General features: G+C 71.9%; 16 protein-coding genes. 3 read left to right on the top strand and 13 right to left on the bottom strand.

Annotation, left to right across the window (positions count from 1 at the left end; translation table 11 throughout):
• Positions 1-16: 16 nt before the first annotated feature.
• The 8 genes from IEV65_RS00300 to zupT form a co-directional block, all read right to left on the bottom strand.
• The gene (locus IEV65_RS00300) at positions 17-1,753 is read right to left on the bottom strand and encodes an MFS transporter (RefSeq protein ID WP_188427644.1); all 1,737 of its coding nucleotides are present in this window, start codon (positions 1,751-1,753) and stop codon (positions 17-19) included.
• A gap of 1 nt (position 1,754) precedes the next feature.
• Positions 1,755-2,465, bottom strand: coding sequence for an LppX_LprAFG lipoprotein (locus tag IEV65_RS00295; protein ID WP_188427643.1), 711 nt, complete (start codon positions 2,463-2,465; stop codon positions 1,755-1,757).
• A 156-nt stretch (positions 2,466-2,621) separates the two neighbouring features.
• Positions 2,622-3,401: a phosphate ABC transporter ATP-binding protein PstB gene (gene pstB / locus IEV65_RS00290; protein WP_188427642.1), complete on the bottom strand. Its 780-nt coding sequence runs from the start codon at positions 3,399-3,401 to the stop codon at positions 2,622-2,624.
• Between the two features lie 35 nt (positions 3,402-3,436).
• Positions 3,437-4,585 (bottom strand): phosphate ABC transporter permease PstA, encoded by a 1,149-nt coding sequence (gene pstA, locus IEV65_RS00285; protein ID WP_188427641.1) that lies wholly within the window; start codon positions 4,583-4,585, stop codon positions 3,437-3,439.
• Positions 4,585-5,529 carry a phosphate ABC transporter permease subunit PstC gene (gene pstC, locus IEV65_RS00280; RefSeq protein ID WP_188427640.1) on the bottom strand — a complete coding sequence of 315 codons (945 nt, stop codon included), beginning with the start codon at positions 5,527-5,529 and terminating at the stop codon, positions 4,585-4,587. The genes pstA and pstC overlap by 1 nt, the downstream gene beginning before the upstream one ends.
• A 103-nt stretch (positions 5,530-5,632) precedes the next feature.
• A complete protein-coding gene (gene pstS / locus IEV65_RS00275) occupies positions 5,633-6,778 on the bottom strand; it encodes a phosphate ABC transporter substrate-binding protein PstS (RefSeq protein WP_188427639.1) in 1,146 nt (381 codons plus the stop codon).
• A gap of 213 nt (positions 6,779-6,991) precedes the next feature.
• Positions 6,992-9,550: an ATP-dependent chaperone ClpB gene (clpB, locus tag IEV65_RS00270; RefSeq protein WP_188427638.1), complete on the bottom strand. Its 2,559-nt coding sequence runs from the start codon at positions 9,548-9,550 to the stop codon at positions 6,992-6,994.
• Between the two features lie 101 nt (positions 9,551-9,651).
• Positions 9,652-10,575, bottom strand: coding sequence for a zinc transporter ZupT (gene zupT / locus IEV65_RS00265; RefSeq protein ID WP_188427637.1), 924 nt, complete (start codon positions 10,573-10,575; stop codon positions 9,652-9,654).
• 10 nt (positions 10,576-10,585) lie between these two features.
• On the opposite strand from zupT, the gene IEV65_RS00260 reads away from it, so the two are divergent.
• Entirely contained in the window at positions 10,586-11,095 is a 510-nt protein-coding gene (locus IEV65_RS00260) for an O-acetyl-ADP-ribose deacetylase (RefSeq protein ID WP_188427636.1), read from the top strand.
• A 10-nt stretch (positions 11,096-11,105) separates the two neighbouring features.
• Here IEV65_RS00260 and IEV65_RS00255 read toward each other — a convergent pair whose 3' ends face one another.
• The 3 genes from IEV65_RS00255 to IEV65_RS00245 all read right to left on the bottom strand — a co-directional run bounded on the left by IEV65_RS00255 (position 11,106) and on the right by IEV65_RS00245 (position 13,260).
• On the bottom strand, positions 11,106-12,662 hold the full coding sequence (locus IEV65_RS00255) for a CYTH and CHAD domain-containing protein (RefSeq protein ID WP_188427635.1): 1,557 nt from the start codon (positions 12,660-12,662) through the stop codon (positions 11,106-11,108).
• Between the two features lie 19 nt (positions 12,663-12,681).
• A complete protein-coding gene (locus IEV65_RS00250) occupies positions 12,682-12,990 on the bottom strand; it encodes a ribonuclease E inhibitor RraB (RefSeq protein ID WP_229734751.1) in 309 nt (102 codons plus the stop codon).
• A 69-nt stretch (positions 12,991-13,059) separates the two neighbouring features.
• Entirely contained in the window at positions 13,060-13,260 is a 201-nt protein-coding gene (locus IEV65_RS00245; RefSeq protein WP_188427634.1) for a hypothetical protein, read from the bottom strand.
• Between the two features lie 369 nt (positions 13,261-13,629).
• On the opposite strand from IEV65_RS00245, the gene IEV65_RS00240 reads away from it, so the two are divergent.
• Entirely contained in the window at positions 13,630-15,732 is a 2,103-nt protein-coding gene (locus tag IEV65_RS00240) for a hypothetical protein (RefSeq protein WP_188427633.1), read from the top strand.
• A 99-nt stretch (positions 15,733-15,831) separates the two neighbouring features.
• Here IEV65_RS00240 and IEV65_RS00235 read toward each other — a convergent pair whose 3' ends face one another.
• Entirely contained in the window at positions 15,832-16,017 is a 186-nt protein-coding gene (locus IEV65_RS00235; protein WP_188427632.1) for a hypothetical protein, read from the bottom strand.
• A 498-nt stretch (positions 16,018-16,515) separates the two neighbouring features.
• Between IEV65_RS00235 and IEV65_RS00230 the strand changes: the two genes are divergently transcribed.
• Positions 16,516-17,310: a zinc metalloprotease gene (locus IEV65_RS00230; RefSeq protein WP_188427631.1), complete on the top strand. Its 795-nt coding sequence runs from the start codon at positions 16,516-16,518 to the stop codon at positions 17,308-17,310.
• A gap of 86 nt (positions 17,311-17,396) precedes the next feature.
• Here IEV65_RS00230 and IEV65_RS00225 read toward each other — a convergent pair whose 3' ends face one another.
• Entirely contained in the window at positions 17,397-18,572 is a 1,176-nt protein-coding gene (locus IEV65_RS00225) for an RtcB family protein (RefSeq protein WP_188427630.1), read from the bottom strand.
• Positions 18,573-18,618: the final 46 nt, after the last annotated feature.

The following is an 18,618-nucleotide window of genomic DNA, read 5'->3' as shown; positions in this document are numbered from 1 at the left end:
TCTTGACGTCAAGATTTTAGGCGTGAGTGCGAGCCCCGTCGTCCTGACCGTGGCGGACCGCCCTCCCGTGCCCGACCGGCCGCAGGCCGAGGGCGAGCGCGAGGACCGCGGCGAGGGCCGCGGCATACCCGGCACCGGTGAGGACCGTCTGGACCTGGACGACCGCCGCGTCGAGGAGGGCCTCCGTGTCCGTGGGGTCGGGGAGCCGGCCGACCTCGTCGTGGAAGCGTCGCAGCCCGACGGAGGTCAGGAGCGCCAGGCCCACGACCATCCCGACCATCCTGGCGACCACGACGAGCGAGCTGACGGTGCCGTGGCCGTCGTCGCGGGCGTCGGCGAGAGCCGCGTCGTTGACCGGTGCGATCGCCAGGCCGACACCGAGGCCGGCTCCGACGAGCGGAACGGTGGTGGCCACGAGCTCGTCGAGCGACGAACGCTCCCAGCGGGCCATCGCCAGCACCGACACCGCGGTGACCGCGAGGCCGGGTGCGGCGACGAGCGCGGGGCCGACCCGCCGCAGCAACCAGCCGCCGAGCACCGCGCCGACCGGCACGGCGACGAGGAACCGGACCAGCACCAGCGCCGCGTCGGTCTCGTCGGTGCCCTGCGTGAGGCGCGAGAGGAGGGGGACGTCGACCACCACCGCGACGATCGCCGCGCCGACGAGCACGCTGACAAGCAGCGCCGGCCAGACGCGACCGCGGACCACGCCGTGCGGGATGAGCGGATCGGCCGCCAGCCGCTGCCGCAGCAGGAAGGCCAGGGCTGCGAGGCCACCGACCGGCAGCAGCCAGGCGCCCCAAGGCCCCAGGACCTCCGACTCGGGGTCCGCGGTGGAGAAGGTCAGCACGAGCGACCCCAGCGCCACGGCGAGCAGCGTGGCCCCCAGCAGGTCGGCGCGCAGCAGGAGCGGCAGCCAGCGTCCGAGGGTGAGGACCCCGAGCAGCAGCCACGCACCCGCGGCTACCGCCCCGATCGGGGTCAGCGCCCGTGACCCGCTGGCCGGGTCGAAGGGCACGAACGGTCCACCGAGCGCGATCGAGGAGGTGAGCAGCTCGGGAGCCCAGAGCGTGAGCGCCGTCAGGGTCAGGGCAAGGATTCCCACGAGGTATGCCGTCGCCCGGCGCCACCACTCCGCGCGCCCGGTGGGGGTGGAAGGTGGGGCGGGGGTGGGAGGTGGGGCGGGGGTGGGGCGCCGGGTCATGAGGTGGAGGGCGCCGAGGCACAGGAGGCCGAGGAGCACGTTGAGCCAGAAGATCTCGCGCCAGCCGGCGACGGCCAGCACCAGCGCGCCGAGCAGGGGACCCAGCACCGAGCCCAGCTCCTGGACGGCGCCGACGATGCCGAGCGGCATACCTCGGCGGCCGGGGGGCCACAGGTCCGCCACGAGCGCCAGGGTCGCGGGCACGAGACCGCCTCCGCCGAGCCCCTGCAGGAGGCGGCCACCCACCATGACGGGCAGCTCGACCGCGACGGCCGTGACCGCCGAGCCGAGCACGAAGACCACCAGGCACCAGGTGAGGATGCGGCGCCGGTCCATCAGGTCGGACACCCGGCCGATGAGCGGGAGCACCGCGACGTAGCCGAGCAGGAAGCCGGAGATGATCGGCGTCCCCTTCTGCAGGGATTCGATGCCGACCCCCACCCCGGCCATCATGTCGGTCAGCGCCAGCACGACCACGTAGGTGTCGGCTGCGGCCAGCGCGACGGCCAGCGCGGCCACCGTCAGCAGCGCGTGCGCCCCCCGCAGCACGTCAGGGCTTCGTCACGGTGACCGGCGCGCCGTAGGCGTCGAGCGTCAGCGTGTAGGTCGACGTCGCCGGCGGGTAGAACGGCCCGGTGATCTCGACCGTGCGCACCTGCCAGCTCTCCTCGACCAGGCCGTAGGTCACGTCGAAGGGCGACGCCGCGTCCCCGACCATGAGCAGCTCGGTCACCGCCTCGCCGGGCAGCGTGCCGGTGACCTCCTGGACCACCTCGGCGCCGGCGCGGGCCTGCTCCCCGAACTGCGGGTCCTGCGTCTGCGGGAGAAGGCCCACGAGCCCGCTCTCCGGGTCGAACAGGGTGGCCGGGTCGGGCACGTTGAGGGTGGCCGGGTCGGTGTTGACGTAGGCCGGCGCGAACGGCAGCTTGACCCACAGGTCCCCGTCGAGGGCGACCGTCGGCACGTCGGCCTGGATCCCCGCGAGCTTGGCGGTGATCGTGCCGGTGAACGCGGGCGGCTCCATCGTCCCGTCGCCGACGGCACTGATGATGTAGCTGTTCTCGTCCTCCGGGAGCTCTGTCCCGGTCATGGCGAGGTGCACGGTACCGGCATCGACGAGCACGTCGTGCGCCTGGGCCAGCCGGTCCGCGGCGGTAGGCGCGCTCGTCGTCGTGGTGTCGTCCTCTCCGTCGCTGCACGCAGCCAGGGCGAGGCTCGCACCCAGTGCGAGGGCGACCACGGACCGCGAGCGACGACTCATGTGGTCAGTATGCCGCCGCTCCGGCCGCCCCGGCGCGCGCCGGACCACGGGTGCCGGGCAGGTCCCACTCCGGTGAGTGGCTTCGGCACGCCGCTCGCGGGTATGCCGGGCAGGTCCCACTCAGGTGAGTGGCTCCGGCACGCCCCGGGATGCGGATCAGCCGAAGCGGCCGGAGATGTAGTCCTCGGTGGCCTTCTTGGCCGGGTTGTTGAAGATCGTCTGGGTGGTGTCGTACTCGACGAGCTCGCCCGGCTTGCCGGTGGCCTCGAGGTTGAAGAAGCCGGTCTTGTCGGAGACGCGCGCGGCCTGCTGCATGTTGTGGGTGACGATCACGACGGTGTAGTCGGTCTTCAGGTCGTTGATGAGGTCCTCGATGGCCAGGGTCGAGATCGGGTCGAGGGCCGAACAGGGCTCGTCCATGAGGATGACCTCGGGCTGGATCGCGATCGCCCGGGCGATGCACAGGCGCTGCTGCTGACCGCCGGAGAGGCCGGAGCCGGGCTTGTCGAGGCGGTCCTTGACCTCGTTCCACAGGTTGGCGCCGCGCAGGGCCTTCTCGGCGAGCTCGTCGCCGGCCTTGGAGGACAGGCGCTTGGAGTTGAGCCGGACACCCGCGAGGACGTTCTCCTTGATGGACATCGTCGGGAAGGGGTTGGGGCGCTGGAAGACCATGCCGACCTGGCGGCGCACGTCGACCGGGTCGACGTCCTTGCCGTAGAGGTTCTGCCCGTCGATGAGCACCTCACCCTCGACGCGCGCACCGGGGATGACCTCGTGCATGCGGTTGAGGGTGCGCAGGAAGGTCGACTTGCCGCAGCCCGACGGGCCGATGAACGCGGTGACCGACCGGGGCTCGATCGACATGCTGACGCCCTTCACGGCCTGGAAGTTGCCGTAGAAGATGTCAAGGTCCTTGACGTCGATTCGCTTGGACATCGTGTGTGCGTCTCTTTCTTGGAGAGGTCGAGCGGTCAGCGGCCGGTCTTCGGCGCGAACATCTTGGCAATGAGGCGCGCGAGCAGGTTGAGCGCCACGACGATCAGGACGAGCATGAGCGCAGCCGCCCACGCGCGCTCGAGGCTGGGCTCGCGCACCGCCGGGCTGAGCGGCTTGGTGAACATCGAGTAGGCGTAGACGGCGAGCGTGGTCATGGCGTTCTCGAAGGCGTTCCAGTTCAGGCCCCGCGCGTAGCCGATGGCGACCAGCAGCGGCGCCGTCTCGCCGATGACGCGCGCGATCGCCAGCGTGATCCCGGAGGCCAGGCCCGAGGCGGCGGTCGGGAGGACCACCTTGACGACGGTGCGCCACTTCGGCACCCCGAGCGCCAGCGCGGCCTCGCGCAGCTCGTTGGGCACGATGCGGAGCATCTCCTCGCTGTTGCGGACGACCGTGGGGATCATCAGGACCGCCAGCGCGACCGCGCCCGCCAGGCCCATCTTGGCGTCGCGGATCCCGAAGATCTGGCTGAACAGCGCGAACGCGAAGAGGCCTGCCACGATGGAGGGGATGCCGGTCATCACGTCGACGAAGAACCGGATCCAGCGGGCCAGCCGGCCCTTGTTGCCGTACTCGACGAGGTAGATGGCGGTGAACATGCCGATCGGGACGGAGATGAGTGTCGCCAGGCCGGTCACGATGAGCGTGCCGATGATGGCGTGGTAGGCGCCGCCGATGAACGGTCCGGTGCCCTCCACGTAGGCCTGGTCGTGCAGGCCCGTGACGCCGTTCATGGTCTGGGTGAGGAAGGCCGGCGAGACGATCTTGGCGGCGCCCTCCGCCAGGACGGTCCACAGCAGCGAGATCAGCGGCAGGACGGCGCAGACGAAGGCGAAGTAGACCAGCGCCCGCATCAGCTGGTCGACGGCCACGCGAGGGCCGCCGAGCGAGCGGTACACGAGGTAGACCGCGACCAGGTAGAGGACGAAGGCGCCAGCGAGCGCCGCTCCGAGGTGCAGGTCGAAGATCTGCCAGCCCACGACCGCGAGGGCCAGGGCCCCCAGGCCGAGGAGCTGCGCCGGGCGGCCGGTGGTGGGCCGGACCGGGGAGGGCACCACGCCGCTGTAGTCGTCCAACCGGGCGTGGTGGATGTCGCCCTGGTGCGGGTCGGTCTGGATGCTCATCAGTTGGCTCCGGAGAACTCGGCGCGACGGTCGACGATCCACCGCGCGAAGAGGTTGACGGCCAGGGTGATCACGAAGAGGACGAGCCCGGCGGCGATCAGCTCGGCCAGCCGCAGGCCGGACGCCTCGGGGAAGTGGAGCGCGATCTCGGCCGGGATGGTCTGGTTGCCCGAGCCGATGAAGTTCCAGGTGAAGACGTTGGGCGAGAGGATGATCGCGACAGCCATCGTCTCCCCGAGCGCCCTGCCCAGACCCAGCATGGTGCCGCCGACGACGCCCGGCATCCCGAAGGGCAGGACGGCGGTGCGGATCATCTCCCACCGGGTGGCACCGAGGGCGAGGGCCGCCTCCTCGTGCAGCCGCGGCGTCTGCAGGAAGACCTCGCGCGAGACCGAGGTGATGATCGGCAGGATCATCACCGCGAGCACGATCGAGGCGGTCAGGATCGTCCGCCCCGAGGCCGAGGCCTCACCGAAGAGGGGGATGAAGCCGAGGTTGTCCTCCAGCCAGCCGTAGAGGGGGAAGAGCTTCGGCGCGAAGACCGCCATACCCCACATGCCGAAGACGACGGAGGGGACGGCGGCCAGCAGGTCGATCACGAAGCCGATCCCCGCGCCCAGCCGTCGAGGGGAGTAGTGGGAGACGAACAGCGCGATGCCGACGGCGACCGGGGTCGCGAGCACCATGGCGATGAGCGAGCAGACCACCGTGCCGAACACCAGCGGCCAGACGTACGAGAAGAAGCCCTTCCCACCGCTGATCTCGGCGGGATCGGCGGTGAGCGCCGGCATCGCCTTGATGACCAGGAAGACGGCCACGCCGACGAGCGTGAGCAGGATGAGCACGGCCGACCCGAGAGACGCGCCCCCGAAGACGATGTCACCCACCCGACGGACGGGCTTGGTGCGTGCGGGTCGCTGCTCGGTGGCTACCGAGTCGTTCATGGGCTTCCTTCGGAGCAAGGGGGGAGGTCGGGTATGACGTGACCGGCGGTCGTCGTCATCGTCGACGACCGCCGGTCCATGGTGTCACGCGTCGCGTGGAGCGTCAGCCACCCTGGATGGTGTCGATCAGGGCGTCGGCCTTGGCGCTGAGCTCCGCGGAGAGGGGAGCCGAGCCGGCGGCCTCGGAGGCGGCCGCCTGGCCGTCCTCGGAGACGACGTAGTGCAGGAAGTCCTTGACGAGGTTCGCGCGCTCGGCGTCGTCGTAGGAGGTGCAGGCGATGTGGTAGGAGACCAGGACGATCGGGTAGGCGCCCGACTCGGTGGTGTCGCGGGCCAGGTCCAGGGCGAGGTCGCCCTCGATGCCGGTGTCGGCCGGCGACGAGGCGTCGACGACCTTGGCCGCGGCCTCCGGGGAGAACTCGACGAACTCCTCGCCGACCCCGATGGAGGCGGCGGTGCCGGTGACGGCAGAGGCGTCGGCGTAGCCGATGGCACCCGGGGTGCTCGTCACGACGTCGATGACACCGGTGGTCTGCGGGGCGGCCTCGCCACCCGCGACCGGCCACGCCTTGTCGGCCTCGTAGGTCCACTGCTCGGGAGCCGCGGCCGAGAGGTACTCCATGAAGTTCTCGGTGGTGCCGGACTCGTCGGCGCGGTTGACGACAGTGATGTCCAGATCGGGCAGCTCGACGTCGGGGTTGTCCGCGACGATGGCCGGGTCGTTCCACTTCGTGATCTTCTGGTCGAAGATCTGGGCGAGGACCTCGGGACGCAGGTTGAGCGTGTCGACACCCTCGAGGTTGTAGGGGATGGCGACCGGGGAGATGTAGACGGGGATGTGGATCGCGCCATCGTCGCCGCAGACGTCCTTGACGGCCTCGCGCTCCTCCTCGTCCAGGTAGGCGTCGGAGCCGGCGAAGTCCACGGCGCCGGCGATGAGGTTCTCACGGCCGCCGCCGGAGCCGATCGGGTCGTAGGCGACGGTGACGTCGGCCTGCACGCCCTGGTAGCCGGCGATCCAGGCGCTCATCGCGGACTCCTGCGAGGACGCGCCGGCGGCCTTGATGTCGCCGGAGAGCGCAGCGGCAGCCTCCTCGGAGGTCGCGGCCTCGGTCTCGGCGGCGTTGTTGTCGGCCTCGGAGGAGGTCTCCTCGGTGGTGGCCGTCGGGTCGTCGTTGCCACAGGCGGTCAGGACGAGGCCGGACGCCAGGACGACGGCGGCGGCAGAACCAAAGCGGTGAAGCTTCACGGGGTGAACCTCTCTGAGCGGGGTAACACGTCGGGCACGCCCCGGCTCATCCGTCGGGCGTGACGTCGGCGCTGCGGCCGACGTCAGTGAAGGTAGGGAGAGGACGTGACCCGAAATGGCGTCGAAGGTGAACCACTGGTGAACTGCGCGCGAATCTCCGGAGACACCGCAGGCCGGGGCATTGCGCCCCGGCCCGCGGTGAACTAATGGCGCTCAGCGCAGCGTGAGCTCGTCGTTCTGCGCATCGAGATCGACCGCGACCTGCTGGCCGTCACGGACCTGGCCGGCGAGCAGCGCCCGCGCCAGCCGGTCGCCGATCTGGGTCTGCACCAGGCGGCGCAGCGGCCGCGCGCCGTAGGCCGGGTCGTAGCCGCGCTCGGCGAGCCAGCCGGCCGCCGCGTCGGTCACCTCGAGCGTGATCCGCCGGTCCGTGAGGCGCTCGGCCAGCTCGGCGACCTGCAGCCCGACGATCGTCGCCAGCTCCTCCTGGGTGAGGGCCTCGAAGACCACGACCTCGTCCAGGCGGTTGAGGAACTCCGGCTTGAAGGTCGCCCGCACGACGCCCATGACCTGCTCGCGCCGGGCCGCGGGGTCGGTCGTGAGGTCGACGAGGTACTGGCTGCCCAGGTTGGAGGTCATCACCAGGATGACGTTGCGGAAGTCGACTGTCCGCCCCTGACCGTCGGTCAGCCGACCGTCGTCGAGCACCTGGAGGAGAAGGTCGAACGTTTCTGGGTGCGCCTTCTCCACCTCGTCGAGCAGCACGACGGAGTACGGGCGCCTGCGGACCGCCTCGGTGAGCTGACCGCCCGACTCGTACCCGACATACCCCGGGGGTGCGCCGATGAGGCGCGCGACCGCGTGGCGCTCGGAGTACTCCGACATGTCGATGCGCACCATGGCGCGCTCGTCGTCGAAGAGGAAGTCGGCGAGCGCCTTGGCGAGCTCGGTCTTGCCGACGCCCGTGGGCCCGAGGAAGAGGAACGAGCCGGTCGGGCGGTCCGGGTCGGAGATGCCCGACCTGGCGCGGCGGACGGCGTCGCTCACTGCGCGCACGGCGTCCTGCTGGCCGATGAGCCGCTCGCCGATGACGTCCTCCATGCGCAGCAGCTTTTCGGTCTCGCCCTCGAGGAGACGACCGGCGGGGATGCCGGTCCAGGCGGAGATGACGTCGGCGATGTCGTCGGCGCCGACCTCGTCCTTCACCATGGGCGCGGAGGTATGCAGCGCCCGCTCCTCCTCGCGCTGGGCCGCCTCGACCTCGCGCTCGGCCGCCGGGATCTCGCCGTAGAGCAGTCGCGAGGCCGCCTCGTAGTCACCCTCACGCTGGGCACGGTCGGCCTGCGTGCGCAGATCGTCCAGGCGCGCCTTGAGCTCGCCGACCTTGTTGAGGCCGGACTTCTCCGCCTCCCAGCGGGCGTTGAGCGCGGAGAGCTCCTCCTGCTTGTCGGCCATCTCGGCGCGCAGCCGGCTCAGCCGCTCCTGGCTCGCCTCGTCCTTCTCCCGGGCCAGGTGCATCTCCTCCATGCGGAGGCGGTCGACCTGGCGCTGGAGCTGGTCGATCTCGACCGGGCTCGAGTCGATCTCCATGCGGAGCCGGCTCGCGGCCTCGTCCACGAGGTCGATCGCCTTGTCGGGCAGCTGGCGCCCGGAGATGTAGCGGTCGGACAGGCTCGCCGCCGCGACGAGCGCGGAGTCGGCGATGGCGACCTTGTGGTGCGCCTCGTAGCGCTCCTTGAGTCCGCGCAGGATCGCGATCGTGTCCTCGACCGAGGGCTCGCCGACGAAGACCTGCTGGAAGCGGCGCTCCAGGGCGGGGTCCTTCTCGATGTTCTCGCGGTACTCGTCGAGGGTCGTGGCGCCGACCATCCGCAGCTCACCACGGGCGAGGAGCGGCTTGAGCATGTTGCCGGCGTCCATCGAGGAGTCGCCGGTCGCGCCGGCACCCACGACCGTGTGCAGCTCGTCGATGAAGGTGACGACCTTGCCGTTGGACGCCTTGATCTCGCCGAGGACGGCCTTGAGGCGCTCCTCGAACTCGCCGCGGTACTTGGCCCCGGCGACCATCGCTCCCAGGTCGAGCGCGACGAGCGTCTTGTCGCGCAGCGACTCCGGCACGTCGCCGGCGACGATGCGCTGCGCCAGGCCCTCGACGACGGCGGTCTTGCCGACGCCGGGCTCGCCGATGAGGACGGGGTTGTTCTTGGTCCGGCGGGACAGGACCTGGACGACGCGACGGATCTCGGCGTCGCGGCCGATCACCGGGTCGAGCTTGCCCTCCCGCGCGGCAGCGGTCAGGTCGGTGCCGTACTTGCCGAGGGCGTCGAAGGTGGACTCCGGGTCGGCGGAGTCGACGGTCTTGCCGCCGCGCAGAGCCGGGATCCGCTCCTCGATCGCCGCGGCGTCGAGCACGGCGAACTGCCCGCTGCGGGCCAGCCCCAGGAGCAGGTGGTCGGTGGAGATGAAGCTGTCGCCCATCCTGGTCATGGACGTCTCGGCGTCCTTGAGCACGGCGTGCATCGCCCGGGACAGCTGCGGGTTGCCCATGGTCGAGCCGGTGGCGCTGGGCAGCGCCGCCAGCGCCGTGCGGGCGGCCTCCAGCGCCGACGCGGCAGAGGCGCCCGTGGCGTCGAGCAGCGGCCCGGTGGTGGTGTCGGTCTGCTGGGCGAGGGCGGCGAGCAGGTGGGCGGGCTCGACCTGCGCGTGCCCCGCGGCGGCGGCGTCGCGCACGGCGGTCGACAGGGCCTCCTGCGCCTTGGTGGTCATGTCCATACGTCTCCCCTTCGGGTATGTCGTGACGGTGTCAGTCTGTCAGGTCCAACCCGATCAAAGTTGAGCCTATTCCGCTCAACTTCGAGATCGCTACACCGACGTCAGAGGGTGAGGAGCACCAGCGACAGCACCATCACGACGGCGCCGAGGAAGAAGCCGACGAGCGACTGGGAGTAGTGCGTCTCGTAGCGCCGCGCTGCCGGGAGGAGCTCCTTGAAGCTCACCGCCAGCATCATCCCGGCGACGAGGGTGAGGGAGAGGATCAGCCACTCCTCGGGCAGGATCGCCCGGAGCAGCAGGTAGCCGACGACGGCGCCGACCGGCTCCGCCAGGCCGGAGAGCGTGGCCCACGTCAGCGCCCGGGCCCGGCTGGCCGTCGCGGCGAAGATCGGCGCCGCGACGGCGACGCCCTCGGGGACGTTGTGGATGGCGATCGCGACCGCGAGGGTGATGCCGGCGGTGGGGTCCTGCAGCGTGGACATGAAGGTCGCCAGGCCCTCGGGCAGGTTGTGCAGCCCCACCACGGCGGCGAGCAGCATGCCGCTGCGGAGCAGCCCCCGGTCCTCGTCGTCGACCCCCGGGACGAACGGCAGCCCGTGGTCGTGCCCGCGGTGGAGGTGGCCCTCGTCGCCCTCGATCTCGGAGGGGTTGACGTCGTGCGGGATCACGAGGTCGATCAGGACCACGAGCAGCCAGCCGACCACCATCACGGCGCCGACCCAGAGGAGGCTGCGCGTCGGGCCGACCACCTCGCGCAGCGCGATGGCCGACTGCGGGGCGATCTCGACCACCGAGATCGCGATCATCAGCCCGGCGGCGAAGGCCAGCGCGGCGGCCAGCACCTGGCGCCGCAGGAGCTCCTGCCGCGTCCCCAGCCAGCCGCCGAGCACCGTCGACAGCCCGGCGAGCAGTGCGACCACGAGGGCGAGCGTCACGGCATACCTCCTCGTCGCCGCCGGGCGGGCGCCGCGGGCGTAGGAGGCGATTGTGCCCCAGACGAGGCGGTCCGCCCAGCCCGGTGCCACGCTGGGAGGTATGCGGATCACGTGCCACCAGGGCGACATCACCGTCGAGGAGGTCGACGCGGTCGTCAACGCGGCCAACTCCACGCTGATGGGCGGGGGCGGCGTGGACGGGGCGATCCACCGCGCGGCAGGACCGGAGCTGCTCGAGGAGTGCCGGCGTTGGCGCGCCGCGCGCTGGCACGACGGGCTGCCGGTCGGTGAGGCGGTCGCGACGGGCGCGGGGCAGCTGCCCGCACGCTGGGTGATCCATACGGTCGGACCCGACCGGCACCGTGGGCAGACCGACCCCGCGCTGCTCGCGTCCTGCTTCACGCGGTCGCTGGAGGTGGCCGAGAGCGTGGGCGCCCGGAGCGTGGCGTTCCCGGCGATCAGCGCCGGGGTCTACGGCTGGGACGCCGACGAGGTGGCCCGGGTCGCGGTGGCAGCCACCCGCGCGAGCACGGTGGAGGTCGACGAGGTGCGCTTCGTGCTGTTCGGGCCGGAGGTGCTCGCGGCGTTCGAGCAGGCCCTCCAGGAGTGACCCGCAGCCGTCACGGCCAGGGGTGCTCGAGCGCCTCCCGGACGGCTTCCTCGCCCGCAGCGCGGGACCGCTCGCCCTCGGCCGACTCGGCGCCCACGAGCCGGCCGTAGGTGAAGGTCGGCTCGCCGGCCACCTCCGCCGCCTCGGCGATCTCGCGCAGCCAGGTCGTGGCGACGACGGAGTCCTGGAGGCCGCCGAGGGCCTCGGTCACCCCCTCCCACACCACGGCGGCGTCCGTGGCCCGGGCGCCGAAGCTGGGGGCGAGCGCCTCGCAGGCGTAGCGCGCGGCCTTGGCGCGCTTGCGCGTCTCGTGGAGCAGGTGGAGCCGCTCCTCCTCGTCGGTCGTCGCGGCGGACGCGGCGTGCTCGGCCGCGACGCGGTCGACCGCGGCGCGGACCAGATCAGGGAGGGCCTTGGCCGCGGACGGCCGGGCGCGGCCACGCCACGGTGGGTCTGCCAGGAGCTCGACGAGCCGGTCCAGGAGCTCGCGGTAGCGGTCGCTGTCGAGGGTCTCGACCAGAGCCTGGTGCGCGTCGGCGTGCCGCCGGTCGAGCTCGGTGGCGACCCGCTCGCGGACCGGCCCGACCACCTGGTCCTGCGGCAGTGCGTCCAGCGCGGCGAGGATCCGCGCCTTCATCACCTCGGCGTCACGGGGTCCGCCCAGGGCGGTCGCGAGCCAGCGCACCTCGTCGCGCAGGGGGTCGGTCACGTCGCGGTCGAGCAGTCGCCGGAAGGTCCGCAGCGCGCTGCGCAGCCGGCGGGTCGCCACCCGCGCCTTGTGGACCGCGTCCGGGGCGTCCACCCGCACGTCCGCCTCGCGTCCGACGATCCCGCCGACCTGCGCGGAGAGGTAGGCGAGGACGACGTCACCGGCCGGTCCCTTGCGGCGCGGGCCCCGGCCCGCGGCGGCGCGCTCGGGCCGGTCGCCGAGGGCGCGGGCCAGCTTGGAGGGCGAGTCGGCCAGCGCCACGCCCTGCTCCTCGAAGGCCTCCGTGACCCGGTCCAGCAGCTCGTCGTCGTCGCTGCCGCTGCCCCCGTCGCTGTCGCTGTCGCTGTCACTGCCGTTGTCGCTGCCCACCAGCTCGACCTCGAGCTCGCGCCACGTGCGACCTGCGGGCAGAGCACTCGCCATGTCGTCGCACAGCTGGGCGACCACGCGCCCCTCCTGGTCGACGAGGTCGATCTCGGCCCGGTCTGTCGTCAGCGTCGCCGCCGGCAGGAGCGCCGCCTCGACGCCGGTCGGCCAGGCCGCGCCGAGGACTGCGGCGACCTCGGCGAGCAGGGGCGCGGGCACGGCATACCGTCCAGGACCGTCGGTGAGAGGCGCGTGCACCTCGAGGCGGGTCCCGTCCGGCCGCGGCAGCTTGAGGTGCCAGCCGGCGTCGGAGCCGCCCTCCCTGCGTCGCAAGGTGATCCGGTTGCGGACCAGCAGGAGGTCGACCGTGTCGACGTAGACCGCGCGCATCCGGTGCTCCCGCGCCTGACCCACGCCGACGATCCCCTCGAGGGTGGGCAGCGGCTCCCCCTCGGCGATGTCGAACTTCCGCTCGGACTCGACCTGCCTCATACCCCTATTGTGTCCGGGGTCAACGGGCGGGAGGCCGCGGGTCCCCGGGCTCGTCGTACCAGCCGTCGTGCTCGCGCGCGAGCTCGGTGAACCGCTCGCGCAGGCCCTCGTAGGCGCCGCCGCCCTCCGCGTCCGGGAGCCGGGTGTCGACGACGTGCACGGCCCACTCGTGGTCCTCGTCGTCCTCCTCGGTCCGGGCGGCCTCCCGCAGGACCTTGACCCAGAGGAAGCCCTCCTCCCGCAGCTCCTCGGCGATCTCCTCGGCGACGTCACGGTCGGGAAGGATGATCAGGTGCTCGCTGCCCGGGTGCAGGTCGTTGGTGCTCACGCCCTCACGGTATGCCGTGCACGCCCCCCGTCCGAGGAAGGCGCGACGCACGGCATACCGCGTCCGAGGTCACTGGACGGGAGCGGGGCGCAGGTGCGCGCGGACGAGCATCCGGCCGATCCAGACGTGCCGGGCGAGCTCGGCGCGGGTCACGGCGTGACCGTGGGCCTGGCCGGGCCGCGAGCCCCGCTGCGCCAGGTCGCGCTGGAGGGTGCGCTCCCGCTCGTGCGCCATGCTCTGGGCGGCCATGAGGTCGATGTGCTGGTACATGGTGGTTCCCTTCGAGGGTGTGGCTGGGTGGTGAGGCTGGTGGCGAGGTCACGCTGTCGGTATGACCCGCCGGCCGTCGAACCACCATGGGGGCGCGCGGTATCGGGACAGTGCTGAGCTGGTCACAGCCTGGTATCACCACCTCCTGACCTGCGGCGACCCGGGACCTGGGGGCTTGAGCGAGGCGGCCTCCGCTCCGGTACCGGCCGGGCTGAACCGTCGGTTGATCCACATCCCCCGAAGACGGTTGGGAGTTGTCCACAGGGTCGCCCGCACGCCTTGCTTCTTCGTACAGACGTTCTAGCCTGGTTCCAGGTCAACACCCGGGGAGGAAGGGTGAGGGACATCGGCTGAGGGGAGGTGAACAACGTGACCTCGACGGGAGAGCAGGGTGCCCGGGCGGGCGAGCCGGACGGCTGGGCGGGCGAGACGGACGTCGACGAGACGGTGCTGGCCCTGCGGTCGATCGCGGCCAGCCGTGCGGTCGCCGACGCCGAGCTCATCGCCGCCTCGCGAGCCCTGCTTGCACGGGTCCAGGAGCGGGTCCTGGCCCAGCGCGACCTGGTCGGGATCGAGCTGACGAAGACCCAGCAGGCCACCGTGGCCTCGGCGGCCCGCTCGCTGGCCGCGGCGGAGCTCGAGCTGGCGGCCGGGTTCGGCGTCGGCGAGGCACGCACCCTCATCAAGGCCGCTTCCGCACCGGGCGACCTCGCGCGACTGGTCGAGGACGCCCTCCGCCGCGGCGAGAGCTCCTGGCCGCTGGTCCGCGCCTTCCACGAGGCCACCGCAGGGCTCGGTCCAGCCCAGCGTCTGCTCGTGGCCCAGTCGCTGTTCGGCCCGGATCCCGCACTCGCCGCGGCCGACCGGCTCGACCCCGACGGAGACCTGCACGGCCGCCCCTGGGGCTACCAGGCGTTCAGCGCCGCGCTCGAGTCAGAGGTCACCGCGGCCCGTGCCGCCGATCCCGAGGACGAACGCAACCGGCGGGCCCGGGCCTACGAACGACGACGGGTCAGTGTCCGTGTCCACGACGACGGCACCGCCACCCTGCGCGTGACCGGCCCCTCAGCGTCGATCGTCGCCGGCGGCCAACGCCTCGACCGCGCCGCCCGGACGCTGCGCCGTCAGGGCGACCCGCGCACCCTGGACCAGCTCCGCGCCGACACCGCACAGACCCTGCTCATGTACGGCACCGTCCCGCTGCCCGGGACGGGCGCGGACGCCGACACGGACACCGACACGGCGACTGGGGGGACGTCGACCCCCCACACCACGACGAGCGCGGACACCCCGACGACAGGCGACGCGACCGACGCACACGGAGATGAGGAGCAGGGCGTCAAGGGCAGCGGGCGTGAAGGCTCCGGGGGTGAGTGCGGTGGGGACGACGGCGGTGGGGACGACGGCAGTGGGGGTGACGGCAGTGGGGGTGACGGCAGCGAGTCTCAGGGCGACGAGCGAGACCAGGACGCACTCTTCGACGATGCCCTGGCCCCGGACGACATCCAGCACATGCTCCGTGTCCTCAATGCTCTGCCCACCGTGACGCTGCAGGTCGTCGTCCCCTACGCCGCGCTGGCCGGGGGCTTCGCCGTCTGTGTCCGCTGCGGGCACACCAGCGAACTGGGCGATCATCCACCCGACGGCCCTCCACCCGACGGACCCCGAGCCGACGGCCCTCCACCCGACGGCCCTCCACCCGACGGCCGTCCGGCCGCCCGGTCGAGGCTTCGGGGGCGAGTGGCCCAGGTCCTTGGCCCGAACCCGTTCTTCATCACCGACCACCACGCCCGCGAGCTCGCGCTCTTCCCGGGCACCACGCTCCATCGTCTGGTCACCGATCCCCTCGACGGGCGGCTGGTCGAACGGAGCATCGCGACGTACCGTCCCGACACAGACATGCGCAGACAGGTCATCGCCGCCGATCAGCTGTCGCGAGCACCGGGGCCCCGCACCGGTGCCCACGCCGGCGAGCTCGACCACGTCACCCCGTACGGGTGGGCCGGCGGGTCGACCAGCGAGCTCAATCTCGCGCTCCTGGCCAAGCGCCCCCACCGCTTCAAGACCGAGGGTCTGTGGCACCTCAGTCTCGACACGCGCCGCGACCTCACGGTGACCACGCTGCTCGGGCAGGTCGTCACCACTCGGACCCATGACTACCGCACCTACCTCCACGGCCCCGCGCGCGGCGGCGGCGCGGCCGCGGGCCCGGCGGCACGCGAGGCCCGACGCGACCGGGCCGGGCAGCTCATCCACGCGGCTCTCGCCGACCATCCCGCCAACCGCTACCGAGCACGGACAGGCCAGACCTGCGTCGACCTCGACCCGCCCGCCTCCGGACGGGCCCACCCCACCCTCGTTGATCTCCTCGGGCTCGACGAGAAGGACGACGTCAGCACCGGGGAGGGCCCCGTCCGCACCAAGGACCGCTCGGACGCCCATGAGCCGACCGGGACGGACGACGTGGCCTGACGTCCGCGCACGAAGAACGGGCCGTGGGTGAGTCGTGCTCACCCACGGCCCGTCTCGGCGGTGATCTTCACGGTCGGCCACCGTCGCCGACACGCCAGCTCAGTGCGACAGCGCCAGCATGCTGGCCACGCGGGCGCGCAGCCCGTGCTGGTGCGCGACCGCGAGGTGGCGGCCGCGGAGACGCCGAGCGTCGCGGATCTCGCGGTGGCGCAGCGCCTGCTGCAGCTGGTGCTCGCGCTCATGGGCGATGCTCTGCGCGACCAGGGTGTCCAGGTAGGCGTTCATGGGGGTGTCCTCCTCTCTCGCGGTCGGTTCCGTCGGTCGGGTCGGTGGCCACGCCGGACGTGCTGTCGGGCGTGAACGGGTGGGGGCGAGACATGGATGTCCTCCGTCGGTGCATCGGTGGCGGGCAGGCGAGCGCCGGCCCGGGGAGAGGCGGCTCGATGCCGCTGGGTAAGGATCAGATCTGGCGTCGCGAGACGCTCAGGACCGGGGAGCCCGTGCCGACGACGGCACCCGACGTCCTCTCAAGGACGGGTCAGCAGGCTCCGTCGACAGACACGGTCCCCATCACCGTGCTCGTTGTCATGCCGACCAGCGTGCCGGAGGGGTATGCCGTGCCGCAACGGGTTTTCGCAGAGACCCGCTCCGGGGAGAGGATCCGGAACCGACGGCGCTGACCAGCACGAATGTGATACCGGGTGCTAGCACGGCGCTCCAGGTCCCTAGCGTCCCCGTCACCGACCTGTCCCGGTCGGATCCACCACTCGAGGGGAGACCCTGTTGTTCCGCACCACCAGCCGCACGGCCCTGGCCGCTCTCGCGGCCGTCGCCTTCACCGCGACCACAGCAGCCGCCGCGACGATCCCGACCTACAAGGAGTTCAAGGCCGCGACCTTCCAGGACGCCGACGGCACCTACATCGTCAACGGCGACGAGCCGGTCGACAGCAACGGCGAGCTGCACCAGTTCTACGACTCGCTCGTCGGGTCCTCGACGCCCACCGACAGCCTCGTCGTCAACCGGGTCAACGGCCGCGACGACGTCTGGAGCGCCACCCAGGTCGCCAACCTGACCTATTGCGTCTCCGACCGCTTCGGCAAGGACAAGGCCGACGTCGTCAACGCCATGGCCCAGGGCACCGCCCTGTGGGAGGGCGCCTCGTCCAGGATCAACTACGCCTACGTCTCGTCCCAGGACGGCTCCTGCACGACCCGCAACAGCTCGGTGGTCTTCTCGGTCGAGCCGACCAAGACGACGCAGTACATCGCCCGCGCGTTCTTCCCGAGCACCAGCAAGTCGGGCCGCAACATCCTGGTCAACGCCCGCTCGCTCATGAGCTCGGGCTCCTGGACGCCGGGCAACATCATGGGTCACGAGCTGGGCCACACCCTCGGCCTGCGCCACGAGCACACCCGCCCCGAGGCCGGCACCTGCTTCGAGGACAACAACTGGCGCGCGCTGACCCCCTACGACAGCGCGTCGATCATGCACTACCCGCAGTGCAACGGCTCCAGCTCCGACCTGTCGATGACCAACGAGGACCGTCAGGGCATCCAGGCCCTGTACGGCAACTGACCCCAGGTCACCAGACCGGGCACGACGCCGCCCCCGACCCGGTGCACGGGTCGGGGGCGGCGGCATACCCGGACACCGCGGGGCGCTCAGGTGCCCTTGACGTTGACCACCTGGCGGAGGGTATGCCGCACCCGCACCAGGTCCGCGGCGTCCGCCATCACCTGGTCGATGTCCTTGTAGGCCGCGGGGATCTCGTCGAGGAAGGCCGCCGAGTGCTCGTACTCGATGCCGCTCATCGCCTCCGCGAGCTGCTCCAGGGTGAACTCCTTGCGCGCCCGGCTCCGTGAGTAGACCCGGCCGGCGCCGTGCGGCGCCGAGTGCAGCGCGACCGGGTTGCCCAGACCCTCGACGACGTAGGACGCGGTGCCCATCGACCCCGGGATCAGCCCCGCCTCGCCCTCGCGCGCCGAGATGGCGCCCTTGCGCGAGAGCCACACCTGCCGGCCGAAGTGCCGCTCCGGCTCGGTGTAGTTGTGATGGCAGTTGATCTCCTCGAGGCGCTCCACCTCGGCCCCGGCCCAGCGCCGGAGCTGCTCGACCATCCGGTCCATCATCTCCTCGCGGTTGAGCAGGGCGTAGTGCTGCGCCCACTGCATCTCGCGGACGTAGTGGTCGAACTGCTCGGTGCCCTCGACGAGGTAGGCCAGGTCGCGGTCGTCGCCCGGGAGGCTGATCCAGTGCGCACGGCAGTAGTCCTGGGCCACCTTCGTGTGGTGGGTCGCGATCCGGTTGCCGACACCGCGGCTGCCGGAGTGCAGGAACAGCCACACCGTCCCTGACTCGTCGAGCGTCACCTCGAGGAAGTGGTTGCCCGAGCCGAGCGTCCCCAGCTGGTGCCGCCACGCCTTGGCGTAGCTCCCGGGGTCGAGGTCGATCGCCGCAGCGCGCTCCTCGAGGTCGGCCAGCCGCCGCTGCGTGTGCTCGCGAGCGATCGTGCGGTTCTGCGCCCCGGCGGACAGCGGCACGCTGCGCGCGATCTGCCGACGCACCTCGCCACGGTCCTCGGGCAGGTCCTCCCCGCGCAGCTGGGTGCGCACGGCGACCATGCCGCAGCCGATGTCGACGCCGACCGCGGCCGGCATGATCGCCCCCTCGGTGGGGATGACCGACCCGACGGTGGCGCCCCGGCCCAGGTGGGCGTCGGGCATCAGCGCGAGGTGCGGGTGGATGAACGGCATCTGCGCCGTCCGCTCCGCCTGCTCGCGGGTCTGCGGGTCCAGGATCGAGGCCCAGCTGAGGAGCCTCGGCGTGATCTTCTCCATGATCCGTCGAGGCTAGGTCGGGTATGCCGCCGCCCGCCATGCCTTT

It is taken from the genome of Ornithinimicrobium tianjinense, from assembly GCF_014636495.1.
GTDB classification, from domain to species: domain Bacteria; phylum Actinomycetota; class Actinomycetes; order Actinomycetales; family Dermatophilaceae; genus Ornithinicoccus; species Ornithinicoccus tianjinensis.
This window is presented reverse-complemented; position numbering and strand designations above follow the sequence as displayed.

What these genes read in the sequence shown, in the direction of transcription:
- IEV65_RS00295 (WP_188427643.1), bottom strand. Translation starts at nt 2,465, where the DNA reads ATGAGTCGTCGCTCGCGGTCCGTGGTCGCCCTCGCACTGGGTGCGAGC.
- pstB (WP_188427642.1), bottom strand. Translation starts at nt 3,401, where the DNA reads ATGTCCAAGCGAATCGACGTCAAGGACCTTGACATCTTCTACGGCAAC.
- pstA (WP_188427641.1), bottom strand. Translation starts at nt 4,585, where the DNA reads ATGAGCATCCAGACCGACCCGCACCAGGGCGACATCCACCACGCCCGG.
- pstC (WP_188427640.1), bottom strand. Translation starts at nt 5,529, where the DNA reads ATGAACGACTCGGTAGCCACCGAGCAGCGACCCGCACGCACCAAGCCC.
- clpB (WP_188427638.1), bottom strand. Translation starts at nt 9,550, where the DNA reads ATGGACATGACCACCAAGGCGCAGGAGGCCCTGTCGACCGCCGTGCGC.
- IEV65_RS00260 (WP_188427636.1), top strand. Translation starts at nt 10,586, where the DNA reads ATGCGGATCACGTGCCACCAGGGCGACATCACCGTCGAGGAGGTCGAC.
- IEV65_RS00255 (WP_188427635.1), bottom strand. Translation starts at nt 12,662, where the DNA reads ATGAGGCAGGTCGAGTCCGAGCGGAAGTTCGACATCGCCGAGGGGGAG.
- IEV65_RS00245 (WP_188427634.1), bottom strand. Translation starts at nt 13,260, where the DNA reads ATGTACCAGCACATCGACCTCATGGCCGCCCAGAGCATGGCGCACGAG.
- IEV65_RS00235 (WP_188427632.1), bottom strand. Translation starts at nt 16,017, where the DNA reads ATGAACGCCTACCTGGACACCCTGGTCGCGCAGAGCATCGCCCATGAG.
- IEV65_RS00225 (WP_188427630.1), bottom strand. Translation starts at nt 18,572, where the DNA reads ATGGAGAAGATCACGCCGAGGCTCCTCAGCTGGGCCTCGATCCTGGAC.